We start from the raw sequence: 18,607 nt of genomic DNA, 5'->3' as shown, positions 1-18,607 counted from the left end.
TTGAGCCATCAGTCCTATTTGACAAAGAGCCCAATTTCTAAAACTAAAATAGTTATTGTTTCATCATCTATGTTTGCTATTAAGCGATAATCACCTATTCTATATCTCCACTGACCACTTTTAATCCCCACTAGTCCTTTACCATGAATTCGTGGTGAATCAATACCTTCTAAGTTTTTAGTAATCCATGATAAAATCAGCATAGCCTGGTGTTTATCCATTTTTTCCAATGCTTTTTGAGTATCTTTTTCATAGCGAACTACATATTTTTTTTCTATCAAAAGCCTAATTCTTGAAGCATATCTCGATGGGAAATACTTTCATCATTTAATTCATGAGACTTCATCGCTTTTTCATATAAAGCCATATCAATTTGATCTTCTAATCCTTCTAGTAGTTTCGTTCTAGCAAGTTCTGATAATCTTAGTCCATTTAAATCAGCCATGGATTGAATAAATGATTTTTTCTCATCGGTAACTCGAAATGCAACAGTGCTCATATATAAAACCTCCTTGTATACCTTTATTCTACAAATGTATACAAAAATCAAGTAGTTTAAAATTTAGATGAGTGTCATCAATAACAATCTGATTCTTTAGTATTCAAAATACAATCTAGCTATTTATGTGATAATTAAATTTAAATAATCCAATTCCTCAGAAGTTAAACTGATTTTTTCTCCCTCAACTGAAGAATTGCCATGTTCTAATTTTCCAGAGCCAATTACTGCTGCAGTCAGAAAATTTTGGTTTAAAACATAGGCCAATGATAGTTGAACTGATAACACATTTTTCTTAGATGCTAATTCTTGGACTCGATCATATTTCCCCCAATTTTTTTTAGAATAATAAACATCTACAATCTTTTGATTTGATAAATCATCTCTATTAAATTTTTCAGAAAAAAACCTTTTGCTTGAGAGGACCAAGAAATTACTGGTAGTTGCGTTTCTTCGTGCCATTTTTTCATTTCATCATTAGCTTTTACAGAATTTGGCCATCTTGGTTGATTTACGCTAGCCAAACTTAGATTTGGACTATTAAAACTAATTTGAGCTAATTTATTTTCTGATGCGTATAGCATTGCTTCTTTAATTCTTGGTAATTCCCAGTTTGATAGCCCTATTGCATGTACACTACCCAAAATTACTTGTTGACGTAGGCCTTCCATAATTTCCTCAACTGATTGATTTAAATCATCACGATGTAAAGCTAGCAAATCGACATAATCAGTTTTTAAATACTCTAAACTATTCATTAGATCTTCTTCAATCGCAGCTTTATTTACTCTTGGTTTTTTATTAGTATCTCGAATATGATGACAACATTTTGTTTCAATAACTACTTGATCACGATTTTTTCTTTCTTCCATCCAGCTTCCTAACGCCAACTCACTATATTTATAGTGTCTTGCCGTATCAAAGCTATTACCACCTAACAAAATAAAGTGATCCAGTATAGTCCATGCATCTTTTTTATTGTCTAGTCGTAAAAAATCACTTGAGCCCATAAATATGTTAGCGCACTCTATGTCAATTTTTTTCTTGTTCTTAGTTCCTTTAATAATTATTTTTTTATTTTGCAATTTTCTCCTTAAATAATCTATATTCAAATAATAGATTTAATCTACCATCTCATTTGAAATAAGATTCTTGGGCTCAAAATTATCTTTTATTAGTATTTTAAATTCAATTTTCGTTCCTTGTCCTAATTTACTATGAACTTTTAGACCTTCAAGTTCTTCGTAATACCTCTTCAATCTTAAGTTAACATTTTGTAAACCTATGTGTTGTTCCGAATCATTACTTGATGTGTCTTGGATTTTTTTTCTAACTTCCTGTAATTTTTCTTCACTCATACCACAACCATTATCTATAATATTAACTAAAAGATATGAGTCAACTTTTCTGGCCTCAATTATTAATAATTGCTCATGTTCAGTTTCTTCAAACCCATGTACTAAAGCATTCTCGATAATTGGTTGTAAAATTAATTTAGGAGTTTTAACATTCAATAATTCTTCTGAAATTAAGTGTTTGACAATCAACGATTTACCATATCGCCTTTTTTGAATTTCTAAGTAATTACTAATATTATTTAATTCGCTTTCTAGATCAGAAAATTCAGAGCCATCAATTGAATATCTCATCATTTCTGCCAATGATTTGACTATATCACCAACCTCTGGAATTCCTTTAACACGCGCCATCCAATTAACTGTTTCTAATGTATTGTACAAAAAATGAGGATTAATTTGCATTCGTAGCGATTTTAATTCAGCCTCTTTTTTTAGTATTTTCTCACTAGATACTTTTTCTAATAATTCATTTATATTTTCAGCCATCAAATTAAAACTATTTCCCAAAGTTCCAATTTCATCTCCTGAGTGAACTTTATAAGTAACATTTAAATCACCTTTACCAAATTGAGTCATAGTTTCATTTAATTTTTTTATTGGCCTTGAAAACTGACGAGTAATTAGAATACTTAACAATGTGGATATAATCATTCCAATTAAGATTAGAACGGACAGACTACCTTTTAAATTATATAGTGTTTCTCGATATGAAATAATCGGTGTGCCATAAACTAAAAACCATTCATCATTATTTACATTGGTCCATGATAATTTAAACTGTTTATTATTTATATTTATTAACGTATTATCTGTTTCAAAAAGAGTTTGACTATTTTGATTGGTAGCTCTTTTAATAAGTGTTTCATCATTTTCTGCTGATATAATTTTTAAGTTTTTATTAACTATAAACACCTCGCCCTCTTTTACAGCATTCATTTTCGAATACACTTTACTAAAAGATTCTTCTGAAACATTTAGAATAATATAGCCTAGAGGTTTCATACTCAATAAATGATTGATTTGTGAGCCGGCTGAAATATAACCATTTTCGTAGTTTGATTCTAGCCACAGTGTTTTACCACCTTCCGCATATATATTTTTTTTATAATCTCTATTTAAATCATATTTAACCAAAGTTTTTGAAATCTCGATTTTCTCTCCACTTTCAGTAACTATGAAAACTGATTCTACCCCAGGTTCATATAATATATAGTCATACACTCTATTTATCATCTCTTTTTGTTGTTCATAATTTTCAAAATTATCTAGAGATGGTTCTTCTTTTAGATAACTTTGTATAATCGGATCTTTTTTTATATTAAAAATGATGCTATCATACTCTTCTAATAAAATATCTATATTACTTCCTGTTTGATGTAAAATATTAAAAGTAGTATTATCCATTTGCTTCTTTATTAAATTATGGGAATTTATGTAGTAAACATAAGTCATCATTAAAATGATTATGATACTCAATCCCATACATGAAATAATTAATTTCATGCCAATGTTTAATTTTCTCACTCTCATAGTAGTTTACTTTTACCAGAAACTTTATTTAATTGACGATAGCTTCCAGGGGGTTCTCCATAACGTTTTTTAAATACTTGACTAAAATAACGTTGATCTATGAACCCAGTTTTTTGAGCAACTTCTTCAATTCGTAACTCGGTTGATTTTATTAAATCTGCAGCAAGATCCATACGTTTTGTATTAACAATTTCTAAAAAAGTTGATTGTGTTTCTTTTTTTATCATTCTGTTAATGTAGATTGGATTAAAATGAAATTCATCTGCTAAATCTTTTAAAGATATCGAGTTCATATAATTTCTATCAATAAACCTTAATATCTCTTTAATATTTCTTTTTTCGTCTTTTTTTTCTTGGGGAACAATCGTTAATTCATCAACAATAATATTTTGTTCTTGTTGTTTGTTTAAAATTTTTTCTTTAATTTTCTTACAACAACTTAAGATTTCATTTGGATTTGTTGGTTTTAGTAGATAATCTATACCACCCAATCTCATTGCTTGCTGAACATAATAAAAATCTTTATAAGCACTTAAAAATACAATTTTAGCATCAGGTTTTATTTTTAAATATTTTTCACTCATCTCTAAACCATCCATTTTAGGCATTTTTATGTCTGTCAAAATAATATCTGGTAAGTATTTACGAGCAATGTTAAGTGCCTCCACGCCATTACTAGCAACACCAACAATTTTTAAACCAATAGTTTCCCATTCTAAAGACTTTAAGCCTTCTCGAATAAAAAATTCATCATCAGCAAGTAATATTTTCATGTCTATTTCCCTCACTTTACAAAATAATTTTTTTATTTCATAAACTCTGTATAAACTTATTATACATTTAATAATATGTAAGCAATAAGGAAATTCTATATTAATATTTGTTATCAAAAGTCACTCATTTTATGTTTTTAGCCCTTGACAGCTCCTGAAGTCATTCCGTCCATAATTTGATCGTGTAAAATAATATATATTACTATAGTTGGAATAACAGAAAGCACAACTGCTGCTAATAATCCCGTATAATCAACAGAATCCAAATCTGCAAAAGTTGTTAAAGCAACTGGTAATGGCATTTTATTTTCAGCTGTCAAAAATACTTGTGCAAATAATAAGTCATTCCAAATATTAATAAAATTAATCACTGCTACAGTGACTACTGATGATTTTGCGACTGGTAAAATTATTTTAAAGAAGCTTTGAATCACACTACAGCCATCCATTATTGCTGCTTCTTCTAATTCTTTAGGTATTGTAGAGAAAAAACCTGCTAAAATAAACACAGTCATTGGTAAGGCAAAAACTACATGGGCTATTATTACCGCAATGTATGAATCAAGAAGTTGTAATTTGTTAAACATCGCAAACAACGGAACAATAGCTGCATATGTTGGAATACTCATTCCCATCAAAAATAAACTTTTTACTTTTACTGACATTTTCCAATTTAATCTTTCAATTCCATAAGAAACCATCGCACCAAGTATAACGGATAAAAAAACAGAAACTCCAGTAATAATAAACGAGTTTAAAAAGCTATTACCAATATTTCCTTTAGAAATTGCTCTAGTATAATTTTCTATGTGAAGTGATTTCGGTATTCCCCATGTATTTGTAAAAAGTTCGCTTCCATCTTTAAACGAGCTCATTAATAACCATAATAAAGGATATAGACATAATATTGAAAAAATAACTAAAGATATGTACGTAACTTTCTTTGAAAAACCATTTTTTATTTGTCTCACTTTATTCCACCTCCTAATATTCCATTTTCTCAGTTTTCATTGTTACATTGACAATCCATATTACTATCGCACACAAGATAAATAAAACAGTTCCTATTGCACTTGCATAACCAAATTTCATAGTTCGAAATCCTTGATAATACATATAAGTAGCCATTACCTCACTAGCGTGATTTGGGCCTCCTTTAGTCATAGACCAAATTAAATCAAAATATTTTAAGGATCCTGTTATTATTAGTACAACATCAATTTTTAAAACATATTTAATCAAAGGTAACGTAATTTTTGTGAACTTTTGAAAAGAAGATGCTCCATCAATATCGGCTGCTTCATATAAACTATCAGGGATACCTCTCATTGCTGCTAACTGAATTACCATATGATAACCAACGAATTTCCACATCACAACGAATAATAAAGCATACATGACTGTTGTTTCATCACTAAGCCAAGCATGCTTTAAGTGACCTAAGTTAAATAAATCTAGAACTGCATTTAATAAACCAAACTCCGAATTATAAATCATATTAAACAATAATCCTACACCGGCACCACTTAAAACAACAGGTAGAAAAAAAACAGATTGGAAAAATTTATTACCTTTCACTTTTTGAAACAGTGCATTACCAAAGTAAAGTGCCAAACTCAAATGAGCGATTAAAGATCCTACAACCAAAATTAAATTATTTACTAATGATTTTTGAAAAAATTTATCATTAAATAAATTCTTATAATTTAACAAACCAACAAACGTATTCTTACTCATTAAATCAGTTTGAAAAAAACTTAAATAAATATTATAAATAATTGGAACAAAAACAAACAAACTATAAAGAATCAAAGCCGGTAGCACAAAAATTAATATGGTTCTTTTGCTACTAAGCACTTTATGCATTTTCATCACTCACTTTCTATTTTTCATTATTTACTTTTTTAAAAAAAGTGAGTAAAATTTACTCACTTTTTAATAAAATTTATTTAATTAACGATCTGAGTTGTCTAGAGCAAACTGTTGTAAATCATCTAATTTTTCTTGTGGATTTCCTCCAGCCATAATAGCAACTGCTGCATTATTAAATTCAATACCTTCTCCAGCTCCAAAAATACGATCCAACCAAGGAGTATATAGTGTTACATCAGTAAAAATCTCTCCCATTCTAAGTGACATTTCATCTGTCTTAGTATAATCAACTTCAGTATTAGTAACTAAAACTTGACCTAAATTAACTAATTCTTGTTGAAATTGTTTTTCAGTCAACTGTTTGATAAAGGCACTAGCAGCTTCAATATTTTTGGCTTGGCTACTTACAGCAAACATTTGACCTGTTGATCCAACGTTAATATTTTGGTTAACTTCTTCATCGGCAGGCAAACGAAAGAAATCAATATCATCATAAATCGGATTATCTTTATCATTAAACATCGTCACAGCTGATGTCAAATTCATCATCATACCAACTTCACTTTTGTTAAATTTATCAAAAGCTTCGTTAGGTGTCATGCCTAAAAATCCTTCAACTAAGTATTCTTTATCAACAAGTTCTTGTAACATTTCTCCTGCCTTAACATAACGTTTATCGTTCCATTTGATGGTTCCATCAACTGTTCCATTAAATAATTCTTCTCCACCAACTATATTTGCAAGTTGTTGTAACAATTGACCCGAATACCAAGCTTCTTGAGCAGGAACTGCCAAAGGTGTTATTCCTTTACTTTTTAAAGCTTTACAAACGTCTAAAAATTCTTGATAAGTTGTCGGTTTAGAAACACCTGCTTCTTTAAACAGCTGAGTATTATAGGTCATAGTTACTAATTGTCTTGTATTAGGGACAGCATAAAATTTATCTTCAATAGTTACTGGACCAAAAATACTTTTATCTGGGTATCTATCACTCCATTCTTGATCAGCTTCTATTGCTTCGCTAATAGGATAAACTTTTCCACCATCTACAAAAGGTTGTAAAAAACCTGATTCAAAAGTGAAAAAAATATCTGGTTGTGCATTTGATGACATTAAGGTTGTCAATTTAGTTTTGTACTGTTCATTTGAATAAGCTTCTTGCACTAATTCTACGTTAAATTTATTATTTTCATTAAAAGAACTAATTTCTTTGCCAATTAATTCAGCATAAATTTCATTATTTCCGCCAGTCAACGTTGCTACAGTCATGGTTGTTTTTCCATTACTTTTCGAACTATCTTTTTTAGAGTCATTTCCAGCACCACACCCTGCAATAAATACTAGTAATGCCATTAACAAAAAACTAAATTTTAATTTTCTCATTTTAATTTCTCCTCTCATTTTAATTTCTCCTCTTATTTTAATTTCTTTAGAACTAAAACATCGTAACCAACTAATTCTATTGTTCCAGATATTTTTTTATTATTTTTTGTGTCCACAAATTCTTCAATTAATTGAATTTTTTGTGGGTCACCACTATAATTCAAAACAAAAATATATTGTTCATATTCATTTTCTCTAACAGCAATTTCACATACATTCGGTAATTTTATCATTTTTTCAAAAGTCGCTGTTATATTAAAATATGTTAATATTTCAGATATATTAGACTGATTAAATGAAGATCCACAATATATTGCTTGTCCCTTACCATAACTATTAACTGTTATAGCTGCTTCACCTGCATAATAATCTTCAGTGTATGTAGCAAGCGTTTTACAACTTGAACTAATGGGGGTTAAAATATCATTAAAATCAGACATACTTATTTTTTTGTCGAGAAAACTTGCTTGCCTACTAGAATCAAAATCTTGTAAAAATGTAAAATCATTAATTTCAATACCAAATAAATCTGTCATTTTTATAGGCATAGTCAACATTGGGCACTTTCCATTTTCATCTTTATAACCACTTCTAGCGCCAATTACTAATTTTCCACCTTCCTCAGTATATCTTTTTAGTAACTTAACCATTGAATTTTTAACTATAGTCAAATGAGGAACAAAAATTACTTTATACTTTTTCAAGTTATTTATAGAAAGAGTGTTAGAAAAATTTACATAATTAAAAGGTATGTGATTTTGCTGTAAAGTTTCAAATAAAGCCCTTTCAGAATTTTCTACTAGTGGTCCCGTCCAGACATCATACGCACTATCCCATTCATTATCATAATCATGTAAAATTGCTATTTCAGATTGATAGTCACTATTATTTAAATTTTCTATCTTTTTTACATCGTTGATTGTTTTTTTAACTTCCAACAATCGTCTATTATCTTTATTATCATGTCCTAATATTCCATACCAATAAATTTCAGTTCCATATGGTGCTGTTCTCCATCTAAAATAACTAATAAAATCAGCTCCATGTGCAATTGCTTGAAAAGTCCATAATCTTAATTGACCAGGTTTTGGTGTTGGAGCTTTATGATGGTTTACCCATCCTCCCGGTCCTGCTTGCTGCTCCATTATGCCAAAATGCGAAGAAATCGCCCTAGTTTTTGATAAATGATGACTCCAGCGTCTATCTTTTAATTTGTTACTCTTATCTAATAATCCAAAAGTTGGGTAATTATCATATGTGATAAAATCTAAGGAATCTTGAACCATTTTATTATAGTCAATATTTTTAAACAGACCATTTGTTGTAACAAAAATATCTTTATCAACGCCCTTGCGTATTATTTCAGATTGAATACTAGTAAATTTCAGCACACTTTCAGAAATAAATCGAGTTGCATCTAATTTTAAATGAGGATTTGTAGTTTTTCTAGGCGCATATCTAGGTAAAAAAACTTCTTCCCAATCTGTATAAGTTTGATTCCAGACATTTGTTCCCCACGCTTCATTTAATTTAACTAAATTTTGGTATTTATTTTTTACGAATTTTCTAAATTCCACGTGATCTGCTTCAGCATAAAATTCATTTGTTACACAATTTAATTCATTGTCAATCTGCCAACCAATTATCGACTTATTATGTCCATAGTGTTCTACTAACTTTTCAACAATTATTTTAGTTTTTTCTAAATATATTGGAGAATTATAATTATATTGGCGGCGCATTCCATGTCTATGCACTGAACCATCATACTCAACAGCTAATACTTCAGGATATCTTTCTGTTAACCACACTGGAGGCGTTGCTGTAGGTGTACAAAAGATTACTTTTATATCTTTTTTAGAAACCAGTTCTAAAAATTCATCAAAAAATGTAAAATCAAAAATATTTTCTTCTAACTCAAACTTACTCCACGCAAATTCGGCAATTCTAATTACTTCAATACCAGTAAGTATCATTCTATCTAAATCATCTTCCCAAAGTTCTTTAGGCCAATGCTCTGGATAATAACAAACCCCAAAATCGATTTTTTTTGTCCCAAACATTTTTTTCCTCCTTGCTTCATTTGTTGAATTAAAGATATCACNAAAAAAAAAAACCTTTATGTTGAAAAAACAAACTTTTAGATTAATTTTTTAAACAAAAAAAAGAGGTCATTAAAACCTCTACCTTAGCATTTTTTATTTTTCATCTACCAAACTCAAATACGCTTTATAAAAACTTTCATAGCTTTCTAAATATTTCTCACTTTTTTCTTTATTTGCTTTAATGAGATTTTCTTTTAAATCGTTATGATACGAAATATCATTACTTAACATAACAGCTCCAAATGTTGGCTCATTCACATCACTTTTAATACAAGTTGTATCAAAAATGGATGCTACCTCTTCATCCATATTAGGAATGTCAAAAAAACCACCTGACAACGCTATAATTTCATTTTTAACATTTAATAAATTATAAATTAACTTTAAATTGAATAAAATTCCCTCACAAATCGCTCTTACAAAATCTGATTTGTTATTCTGAAAACTAATTCCACTAAACAAAGCTGTCACATCACCATCCCAAAGTGGCGCTCGTTCTCCATTCACGTAAGGTAAAAAAATTACCCCATTTGCTCCAATAGGACTTCTTTCTAAACAAATAGGAATTGCTAGAAAGATTTCTTTTTTATCCTCATAAAAAATGGAACTTGCCCACTCCAAAACTTGCCCTCCATTATTAGAAGGACCTCCAACAACCCAATATTTTTCTGATAAATAATAACAAAAAGTATTTTCATCTGAAGATAGAGTTCTGTCCGTTGTTAGATATCTAACAGCTCCACTTGTTCCAAGTGTTAAACTGACCTTAGAACCCGTCCCAATAAATCCAGCATAACTAGCTAACACACCGTCACTTGCTCCTACAAAAATTTTAGTATTTTTAGATAGTCCCAATTGCCCTGAAATCGTATTCAAGATAGGGAAATTACTATTTGTGTCAACCAATTTGGGTAATTTTTCTACTGCCAATCCCAAAAAGTTTAAGATATCCTTATCCCAACACAACTGCTCTGAATTAAATAAACCAGAAGCAGATGCTACAGAAAAGTCCTCTACCTCTTGACCGGTAAAAAAGGCCATTAAATAAGATTTTAAACTAAGCCACTTGCTGGTTTCATTAATCAATCTACTATTATTTTTAAAAAACAATAACTTAGCAAAAGGGCTCATATTATGAATAGGTGTTCCAGTTTTTTTATAAAATTCCGTCGCTAATTCTGGAAATTCTTTTTTGAATTTTTTGATTTCTTCATTGGCTCTCATATCAGACCATAGATACATTGTTGAAGCATCAAAGACACTATTTTCAACTGGAATCAGTGTGTGCATCGCTGTGCTAAATGTTAAACTACTTATCTCAAATTCGGCCGATAAATCAGTGATTTCTGAAATAATTTCTTGTAGAATTAAGCTTGGGTTTTGAGTATTTTGTTCGTTAATTTTTGATTGTGGAACCAATCTTTTGGTAGAGTTTATCACTGACATATCAATATCATTAAACAATTGAAATTTTATGGCAGTCGTTCCAACATCTATCGCTAGAATTAATTTCAACTCAACTCACTCCTTTTATTTACTTCATGTCCTCCAAATTGGTTTCTCAAAGAGGATATGATTTTTTCACCATATTTATCTTCATCCATACTAGAATATCTTGTTAGTAAAGACTGGGTTATGACAGGTGCTGATAGTTCTAATTTTAACATTTCTTCAATCGTCCATTTTCCCTCACCTGAAGAGGGAATTGTTCCTTCAACTAAGTTTAATTCGGCATCATCACTTAATAGATTTTCCGTTAGTTCCATTAACCAACTTCTGATAACAGAGCCATGATTAAAAACTTTCGCAACTTTTTCCAGGTCATAATCAAAAGAAGAATGGTATAAAATGTTAAATCCTTCGCCTATTGACTGCATCATACCATATTCAATTCCATTATGAATCATTTTTAAGTAATGTCCGCTACCAGCTGCTCCGCAAAATAGATAGCCGTCATTTACGCAAATAGTCTTAAAAATAGGTTCTATCAAACTAAAAGAACTCGCCTCTCCACCTATCATCATACAAGCACCGTTTCTTGCTCCTGAAATACCACCTGACGTTCCGACATCAAAAAATAAAATGTTTTTTTCTTTTGATTTAAGATCATTTAATTGGCTATCAGTATATTTAGAATTTCCACCATCAATCAAAATATCATTAGGAGACAATAAATTTAGACACTTATCAATCATTTGATTTGTGATATTTCCAGAAGGCAGCATTAACCAAACAATTTTTTGAGTTGTTGAAGATCCTAATAATTTCTCTAAAGATTTATAAGGAATGCCGCCCTTTTCTTGTAATGAAGATAGTGCTTTTTCATCCATATCAAAGCCTTTTACTAGATAATTATTTTCAAGTAAATTATAAGCTAAATTCAAACCCATTTTTCCTAATCCCACCATTAAAATTTCCAACGATAAAAACTCCTTTGACTTTTTATTTTTAAGACGTACGACGTATGATGTCTAAAATTTATCATACTCTAAATAGATAGTCAAGTTGAGTGCGACAATTTTTATTTAGCATTATTTTTATTTTCATGTATACTTTTAATTAATAACCTAAAAGAGGAATTTAACATGAAAAAAATAAACGTTAACAATTCATCAACTTCCTTAGCAGAACAAGTTGCTATTGAAATAGAAAAATTAATTCAAACAAAAGAATTGAATAAAGGGGCTCAATTACCAAATGAATTTGAATTAGCCGAAACTTTAAATGTCGGACGAGGTACAATTCGAGAAGCTATCAAAATTCTTTCATCTAAAAATGTGGTCGAAGTTTTAAGAGGCAAAGGAACCTTTGTTTCGCAACAAACAGGTATCGTCAAGGACCCATTAGGACTTAGATTCATTCAAGAAGATAAAATTAAACTTGCTCATGATTTACTTGAAGTTAGAATGATGATTGAACCAGAAATAGCTGGATTAGCTGCTATAAACGCAACCACTGAGGATATTTTAAAATTAAAAAAAGTAGAAGAAGAAATTGAAGCACAAATTCTTAGAGATGAAAGTCACGAGGAAAATGATCGTATTTTTCATTCAATCATTGCCTCTTGTAGCAAAAATGTCGTTGTATTAAATTTAATTCCAATTATTCACACAGCTGTTTCCCTGTTTATTGAAGTAACAGAAAACACACTACATCAAGAAACAATTACAACTCATCGAGAAATTATAAGTGCTATTGAAAATCAAGATGTAGAAAATGCTAAAAAATGGATGAATTTGCATTTAGAATATAATAAAAAAATACTTGATTCGTTGTTTGAAACAAAAAAATAACTTCTAGAATCAAAAGGAATGCCGAGTTCAAAAATTGACTCAGCATTCCTTTTAATGTTTAAATTTTGAAAAGTACTTTTTATAATATTGAGCTGATGTTAATCCATTCTTGTAGCTTGAAAAATAATGTTTTATTTTACTATTTTCCAAACTAGGCTTTACTCGCTGTATCTCTTCTTCTTTTTTCAAATAAATCCTCCTAATTAATTAGTCATATATTTTGCATTATTTATATCTAAACACAAAAAAGATAAAATTTCAGTCAAGTCCAGACTCCTGTGTAAAATGCTATACAATGTTTTTATCATTTCTACTTATCAAAATTAATATATTTTCTTGAAGAATAAATCCATTCATCATGCAGGTCCATAAGAACGGCTCCAATTAAGCGATTGGCTGATGTTTGATTGGGGAAGATGCGAATAATCTTTTCTCTTCTGCGTACTTCTTGATTCAGTCGTTCAATTAGATTGGTACTCTTTAGTCGATTGTGGGAATTTCCTTGTACGGTATATTGAAAGGCGTCTTCGAATCCATCATCCAATGATGCGCAAGCTTTTGAATATTTTGGTTGATCGATATAATCATGAATCAATCGATTTTTAGCCTCACGCGCTAAGTTAATATCTGTGAACTTAAAAATTCCTTTAACAGCTTCTCTGAAAGATTTTGAATTTTTTTTAGGAATGGTGGTAAAGATATTTCTTAGGAAGTGAACTTGGCATCTTTGCCAACTTGCGTTGGTGAAGGATTTTCTAATGGCAGAGACTAATCCTTTGTGCGCATCAGAAATAACGAGTTCCGTACCTTGTAAACCGCGTTCTTTTAGGTATTCAAAAAATGTTGTCCAGGTCTCTTCGCTTTCGCCACTTTGAATCATGAAGCCGATAATTTCACGGTCGCCATCTTTGGTTATTCCAATCGCTATATGACAGCTTTTTGAGAGTACTCGATTTTCTTCTCGTACTTTTATATAGAGTACATCGGTCATTAAGTAAGGATAATTTTTTTCTGATAATAAACGATTCTGCCACTCGTTAACCATAGGTTCTAGCTGTTCTGTTAAGCTAGAAACGAAGGACTTAGAGACGGATTTACCACAAAGTTCTTCCACAATTTTTGATACTTTACGAGTTGAAACGCCTGATACATACATTTCCAACATTGAAGCCATGAGGGCTTTTTCGTTTCGTTGATAACGTTCAAACACTGTGGGTGAAAAATGGCCATCACGTGTTCTGGGTACTTTTAATTCTAGCGTGCCTACACGTGTCGTAAAGTTGCGCTCATAATAGCCATTTCGTTGACTTTGTCGGTTTTCTGTTCATTCATATTCTTTTGCTTGAATATATTCTGTTCGTTGATTTTCCATTAGTTGATTAAATACCGTTGTTAAAATATTTTTAGAAACGTCATCCTTTACAGAATATTCAATAATGCTTTGAATCTCTTCGCTTTTCAGTGTAAAATGTACTTGGGTCATGTAAAAGTCCTCCTGGGTATGTTTTTGTCGTTAAAAACATTGTACCGTAAAAGGACTGTTATATGGCCTTTTTACTTTTACACAATTATACGGACTTTATCCTTTATCCATACTCAAATTAGAATAGTAGCACTTTGTGATTCGTAGTTTATGTAATCCTCTTTATTCACAATAACAGTAGTCCTGTAATATAAAAAAGAGCAAGTCTGTAATTAAATAACAGAATTTGCTCTTTTTTGATTATTTCATTTAATGTTTGATGAAAGTCTTCCTCGGAAAATTCTAGATTATACAACAGCTTATAATACTTTCAATAAGAAGTTCAGTATTGAAACAACGATTCAAAATAGGTATAATTTAGCTTCTAGGAGCTAGCATATTCGAAAAATATTACGGTTCATCTGATTATTAGTGTTCAGTTTATTACAAAAATAAGATAGGTAATGGTATCTATAAAAACATATTCAAAAATGGTGGCTAACTTAAAATTTGAATTTATGTATAAATATTTTTTACAAAAGAGGAAACATTAATTTTTCTTCGATAAAATTCAATCCAATATATTAATCATAAGTTCAATAATTCTTTCTTTTGAATATTTTTTTTCTACGTCCTTCGTAAACAGCAAATCTAACTGAAACTCTGAACGAGTTAATGCAACATAAAGACAAGCCGCCACTTTACCATCAACTTTTTCTTTAAAAAAATATGGCAATAACGCAGGTGTAACTATGAACAAGCATTTAGATTTCCCCAGACCTTTAACTCTCTCAATAGAGCTAACAAGGATACCTTGGTCAGGATTTATGCTAGTTTCCATCTCTAGAGCAACTTTCAGTTTTGCATAATCACTTTTATCTTCTATCTTTCCAAAAATTTGGTTCAAGGCTTCATTATATGAACGACTATTTCTTAAAACTAAATTCTGTAATTTAACTGAAAGCTTGCTTGCAATTAGCCTAATTTGATTTTCGTCAACGTCTTTTCCTTTAATCTGTGCCAATTTTCGAATAAACAGTTTTAGTTCTTCAAAAAGATAATTTTTTTCGTTTGCTTTCTTTGTACTATAATCACCAGATTTCTGATATATATATGCTAAATCATACAATTGTTCTTTTATGAAATGATTTGGATCATCTATATCAGACTCAAAATAATAATTTAAACTTCCTAATTTGTCGGTGGGTGATATTTGTCTTTCTTTTTCTGAAATAAAATAATTCGATAATTTTAAATGAACACTGGCACATCTATGACAATTAGCTAAATAGTCTACATTATTAGGAAAAAGTTCAATCAAATCTTGAAGGGTTCCAAAACCTTTTAAATCTTGCTTTGGATCACCAATCAGTTGGATATTACTACCTTGAGAATCCAGCTCTATCAGAATTTTTTTAAATAACTGATCTATATCTTGTGCTTCATCAATAAACAAAGTATGGAAACTATTCAAGAAAAGCTTTAATACTTTCTTCCGTTTCTCTCTTATCGCCTTTTTTTCGCTACTCTTCCCGCAAACTACAAATTTTGCTTTTTCAGTAAAGCTTACAACATGTAATAAACCTTTTTCCTCTAGTTGTTTGAGGGAACATCTCTTATACCCTGGATTGGGACTAAGTGGGATATTTACAACATCATGATATTGTTTTCCATAAAGCAAATAAAAGTATGGAGAAATTATTTCATTATACAGAAAAGAATGAATGGTACTTATACGTATATTATCCGGTATTACGCCAAAATATGTCTCAAGTTTTTCAGTTATAATCTGAACGGAAGAATTAGTAAAAGAAACACAATAAATAGTCTTGCTTTTTTCAGATGTATAGCATGAAATAATTTTTTGAGCTAAATTGGTCGTCTTACCAGCTCCTGCACCAGCAATTTCAATTTTCATTTCAATTCTCCAATCTAGGTCTTGCTAAATCAAAATAACTTAATACCTCATCAATATGCCTAGGTAATACGATATTTTTTAGTTCCTCAGAAGATAGGTCCTGACAAAACTTTAACATGACTTCCGCTTTTGCATTCTTCCACTTTTTAGAAAGCTTTTCTTTAGTGTCAATATTAGACCAATCATATTTATTTTCGAAGTAGTCTTTTAACACAAAAAAATTGTCATTCTGATTTACTATCTCATCTTCTAACGTATAATTTTGAGTAGTCCTAATACATATGTTACTATACTGGTTATATATATCATGTTCTTTTTGAGCATTAGGTTGATTATCAAAATCGCGAATTATTCCTAACATATTAGTCGATCCTTGATTTAGTTTTATCCAAAGAGAAATAATTTTCTTGAAACCTTTGTGAAAAGAGATTACTTCAACATCATATAATAGTTTATTCTGATTTCGGAGGTACGACTTAATCAGTAACTCCTCCGAAATCCCTTCTACCAAAATACAATTTTTAGAATAAAATAGTTTGAAAAGGTCCAAATTTGGGTTTTTAGTTAAGTAGTCTAATTCACTTTCGGTGAAACACTCAGAAAAAACATAGGTTGCTCCTTTATCAAATAAAATTATATTTTTAAGGTCAAGCTTATTGATAAAGTTGATACTATGTGTGGAGTAAACTAACTGTAAGTTTTTATCTCCTTTTTCTAAACTGGATATATAGCTCATCATTAATTGTTCATTTCGATAACAAAGATGTGCTTCTGGTTCTTCAATAGTCAGTAACGAAAGGACTGACTTACTGGCCTCCAACATTGAGTTGATGAGCACCAATTGCAAGATTAAATTTCTATATCCTAAACCGTGAGACGCTAAACCAACATCATCATATCCTAGCTTCACTCCGTTTAACAATGAAGTCATTGGTGGCATATTCGGCAAAATAGAAATTTTCGCGAAAAATTCTTTGGCGTTCTCAATTTCTGAAAGCTCTTGCCAATTTAAAATATTTTCCATTTTAGACAATGATTTAATCTGTTCAAAAAAGCTAGAATACTCTTTTTCTATCTGTATCATGTCTTCTGTTTCTAGTTTATTATTGAGTATTTGAATCAGCGACTTTGAACCTAAACGCACGTTGTTATTTGAAAAATCATCACGTTCAGCAGCAATAGAGTTATATTTAAAGTTTTTCAAGCTATCATAACTAACTCCTTGATTTTTTTGTGGAATGAAGATGGAGTATGAATAAAGATCAACAGGTAGCAGATTTTGGTATAATTCAGCAATATCCGTATTAGGGTCTGCTTTATTTAGCACTTCAACAACTTGCTTGAACAATTCTTTTATATTTTTACACCTAAATCCGTATTCTAAAGCATATTCTAGTTCTTCTGTTTCTGGACCACCCGTTAAAAAATCAAGCATAGCATAATGCTCTTCTTCCGGTACATCCCAATCAATTTTTACAGAAACAGAAGGAATAATGCGCTCAAAATCTTCTTGAGAAACTTCATCACTTAGAAATTGAGATCTATTTTCTTTAATAAAATCATAGTATTTTTTCTTAGCTTCGTTACCAATATCTGTCCACGAAAGATTTTTAGAGCCTGAACTGACATCTTCTGATAACAGAGGAAGTGTTATGGCTCTTAAAAAATTGCTTTTCCCGCTGTTATTGTTCCCAATTACTGTTGTCACATTGAACAAGGGCACAGAAACATTTGTTAGATTTCTAAAATTTTTAATCATCACATGAGCTATCTTCATCCTAATTTTCCTTTCAATCTATAATACCCTTGATTGTTCAAAAATTTCGATTTTAGTTTCTACAATCGTAGGGGCATGTTCTTCGGTTAATATATTAGTTACTATTGCTAAGGAAATTATTAACGCTACACATTGAATGTCTCTTATTAACTTACTCAGTTCTGTTCCATTTACATTCCCTTTACTAATTTTGTTCCACAATGCTTTACTAAAAAATAATTTTATTCAATGTGACACACGAGTATACCCTTATGTTGCTCTTTTCATATCCTATTATACCAATATTTATCAGTGTAATGTAAGAGTGTAACATAAGAGTTTTTTACAAATAAACAGTTAATAGTATCATATATGTGTTTGTCTACTTGTAGTCTTTAAATAAAAAATATTAATTAAATTATTTATTAGTGCTCAATGTTCATATCTGAAGAACCTGAGTATTATATTTCTTGAGTACCATTTATTCCACTACATCATTCAATAATTCTTCATAAGATACTTCTAATACATTTGGGATTTAAATTGAAACGTACTCAAAGACGTATCCAAGACATCTAAAAAGTAAATAAAAAAGCTCAAAACATTGAATTAACAACGTTTTGAGCTTTTTGGTTCTATACTTTCTAGTGTTGGTAGA

General features: G+C 30.2%; 16 protein-coding genes and 1 pseudogene. 1 reads left to right on the top strand and 16 read right to left on the bottom strand.

The window, feature by feature from the left end:
• Window positions 1-14 precede the first annotated feature (14 nt).
• From RU93_RS11335 to gnd, 12 genes are all read right to left on the bottom strand, one after another.
• Window positions 15-278: a type II toxin-antitoxin system RelE family toxin gene (locus tag RU93_RS11335; RefSeq protein WP_071875744.1), complete on the bottom strand. Its 264-nt coding sequence runs from the start codon at window positions 276-278 to the stop codon at window positions 15-17.
• The gene (gene relB / locus RU93_RS11330) at window positions 278-499 is read right to left on the bottom strand and encodes a type II toxin-antitoxin system RelB family antitoxin (protein WP_071875739.1); all 222 of its coding nucleotides are present in this window, start codon (window positions 497-499) and stop codon (window positions 278-280) included. Before relB ends, RU93_RS11335 begins: the two co-directional genes overlap by 1 nt.
• Before the next feature lie 123 nt (window positions 500-622).
• Window positions 623-961 carry an aldo/keto reductase gene (locus RU93_RS12375; protein WP_281246340.1) on the bottom strand — a complete coding sequence of 113 codons (339 nt, stop codon included), beginning with the start codon at window positions 959-961 and terminating at the stop codon, window positions 623-625.
• Window positions 856-1,584 carry an aldo/keto reductase gene (locus RU93_RS12370; protein WP_211272596.1) on the bottom strand — a complete coding sequence of 243 codons (729 nt, stop codon included), beginning with the start codon at window positions 1,582-1,584 and terminating at the stop codon, window positions 856-858. Before RU93_RS12370 ends, RU93_RS12375 begins: the two co-directional genes overlap by 106 nt.
• A gap of 36 nt (window positions 1,585-1,620) precedes the next feature.
• Window positions 1,621-3,360 (bottom strand): cache domain-containing sensor histidine kinase, encoded by a 1,740-nt coding sequence (locus RU93_RS11320; RefSeq protein ID WP_169818122.1) that lies wholly within the window; start codon window positions 3,358-3,360, stop codon window positions 1,621-1,623.
• Window positions 3,361-3,383: 23 nt separating this feature from the next.
• Window positions 3,384-4,160, bottom strand: a complete 777-nt coding sequence (locus RU93_RS11315; protein WP_084131433.1) for a response regulator transcription factor — start codon at window positions 4,158-4,160, stop codon at window positions 3,384-3,386.
• Between the two features lie 137 nt (window positions 4,161-4,297).
• Window positions 4,298-5,131, bottom strand: coding sequence for a carbohydrate ABC transporter permease (locus RU93_RS11310; RefSeq protein WP_211272595.1), 834 nt, complete (start codon window positions 5,129-5,131; stop codon window positions 4,298-4,300).
• A 13-nt stretch (window positions 5,132-5,144) separates the two neighbouring features.
• Complete coding sequence (locus RU93_RS11305) at window positions 5,145-6,032, bottom strand: carbohydrate ABC transporter permease (RefSeq protein ID WP_211272594.1); 888 nt, start codon at window positions 6,030-6,032, stop codon at window positions 5,145-5,147.
• Window positions 6,033-6,113: 81 nt separating this feature from the next.
• The gene (locus RU93_RS11300) at window positions 6,114-7,433 is read right to left on the bottom strand and encodes an ABC transporter substrate-binding protein (protein ID WP_211272593.1); all 1,320 of its coding nucleotides are present in this window, start codon (window positions 7,431-7,433) and stop codon (window positions 6,114-6,116) included.
• Between the two features lie 14 nt (window positions 7,434-7,447).
• Window positions 7,448-9,478 (bottom strand): beta-galactosidase, encoded by a 2,031-nt coding sequence (locus RU93_RS12410; protein WP_071875736.1) that lies wholly within the window; start codon window positions 9,476-9,478, stop codon window positions 7,448-7,450.
• 135 nt (window positions 9,479-9,613) lie between these two features.
• Complete coding sequence (locus RU93_RS11290; RefSeq protein WP_084131430.1) at window positions 9,614-11,035, bottom strand: gluconokinase; 1,422 nt, start codon at window positions 11,033-11,035, stop codon at window positions 9,614-9,616.
• Complete coding sequence (gene gnd / locus RU93_RS11285; RefSeq protein ID WP_071875735.1) at window positions 11,032-11,940, bottom strand: phosphogluconate dehydrogenase (NAD(+)-dependent, decarboxylating); 909 nt, start codon at window positions 11,938-11,940, stop codon at window positions 11,032-11,034. Before gnd ends, RU93_RS11290 begins: the two co-directional genes overlap by 4 nt.
• Window positions 11,941-12,105: 165 nt before the next feature.
• Between gnd and RU93_RS11280 the strand changes: the two genes are divergently transcribed.
• Window positions 12,106-12,813 carry a FadR/GntR family transcriptional regulator gene (locus RU93_RS11280; protein WP_071875734.1) on the top strand — a complete coding sequence of 236 codons (708 nt, stop codon included), beginning with the start codon at window positions 12,106-12,108 and terminating at the stop codon, window positions 12,811-12,813.
• Between the two features lie 51 nt (window positions 12,814-12,864).
• Here RU93_RS11280 and RU93_RS12130 read toward each other — a convergent pair whose 3' ends face one another.
• The 4 genes and pseudogenes from RU93_RS12130 to RU93_RS11260 form a co-directional block, all read right to left on the bottom strand.
• A complete protein-coding gene (locus tag RU93_RS12130) occupies window positions 12,865-13,002 on the bottom strand; it encodes a hypothetical protein (protein WP_169818121.1) in 138 nt (45 codons plus the stop codon).
• 121 nt (window positions 13,003-13,123) lie between these two features.
• Window positions 13,124-14,296 (bottom strand): annotated as a pseudogene (locus tag RU93_RS11275) (IS256-like element IS256 family transposase).
• Between the two features lie 550 nt (window positions 14,297-14,846).
• A complete protein-coding gene (locus RU93_RS11265; protein ID WP_071875733.1) occupies window positions 14,847-16,193 on the bottom strand; it encodes a UvrD-helicase domain-containing protein in 1,347 nt (448 codons plus the stop codon).
• A 1-nt stretch (window position 16,194) separates the two neighbouring features.
• A complete protein-coding gene (locus tag RU93_RS11260; protein WP_071875732.1) occupies window positions 16,195-17,970 on the bottom strand; it encodes an ATP-dependent nuclease in 1,776 nt (591 codons plus the stop codon).
• Window positions 17,971-18,607 lie beyond the last annotated feature (637 nt).

It is taken from the genome of Enterococcus aquimarinus, assembly GCF_001885765.1.
GTDB lineage: Bacteria > Bacillota > Bacilli > Lactobacillales > Enterococcaceae > Enterococcus_I > Enterococcus_I aquimarinus.
Note: the sequence above shows the minus strand (reverse complement) of the source record. Positions and strands in the feature narration are given on the sequence as shown.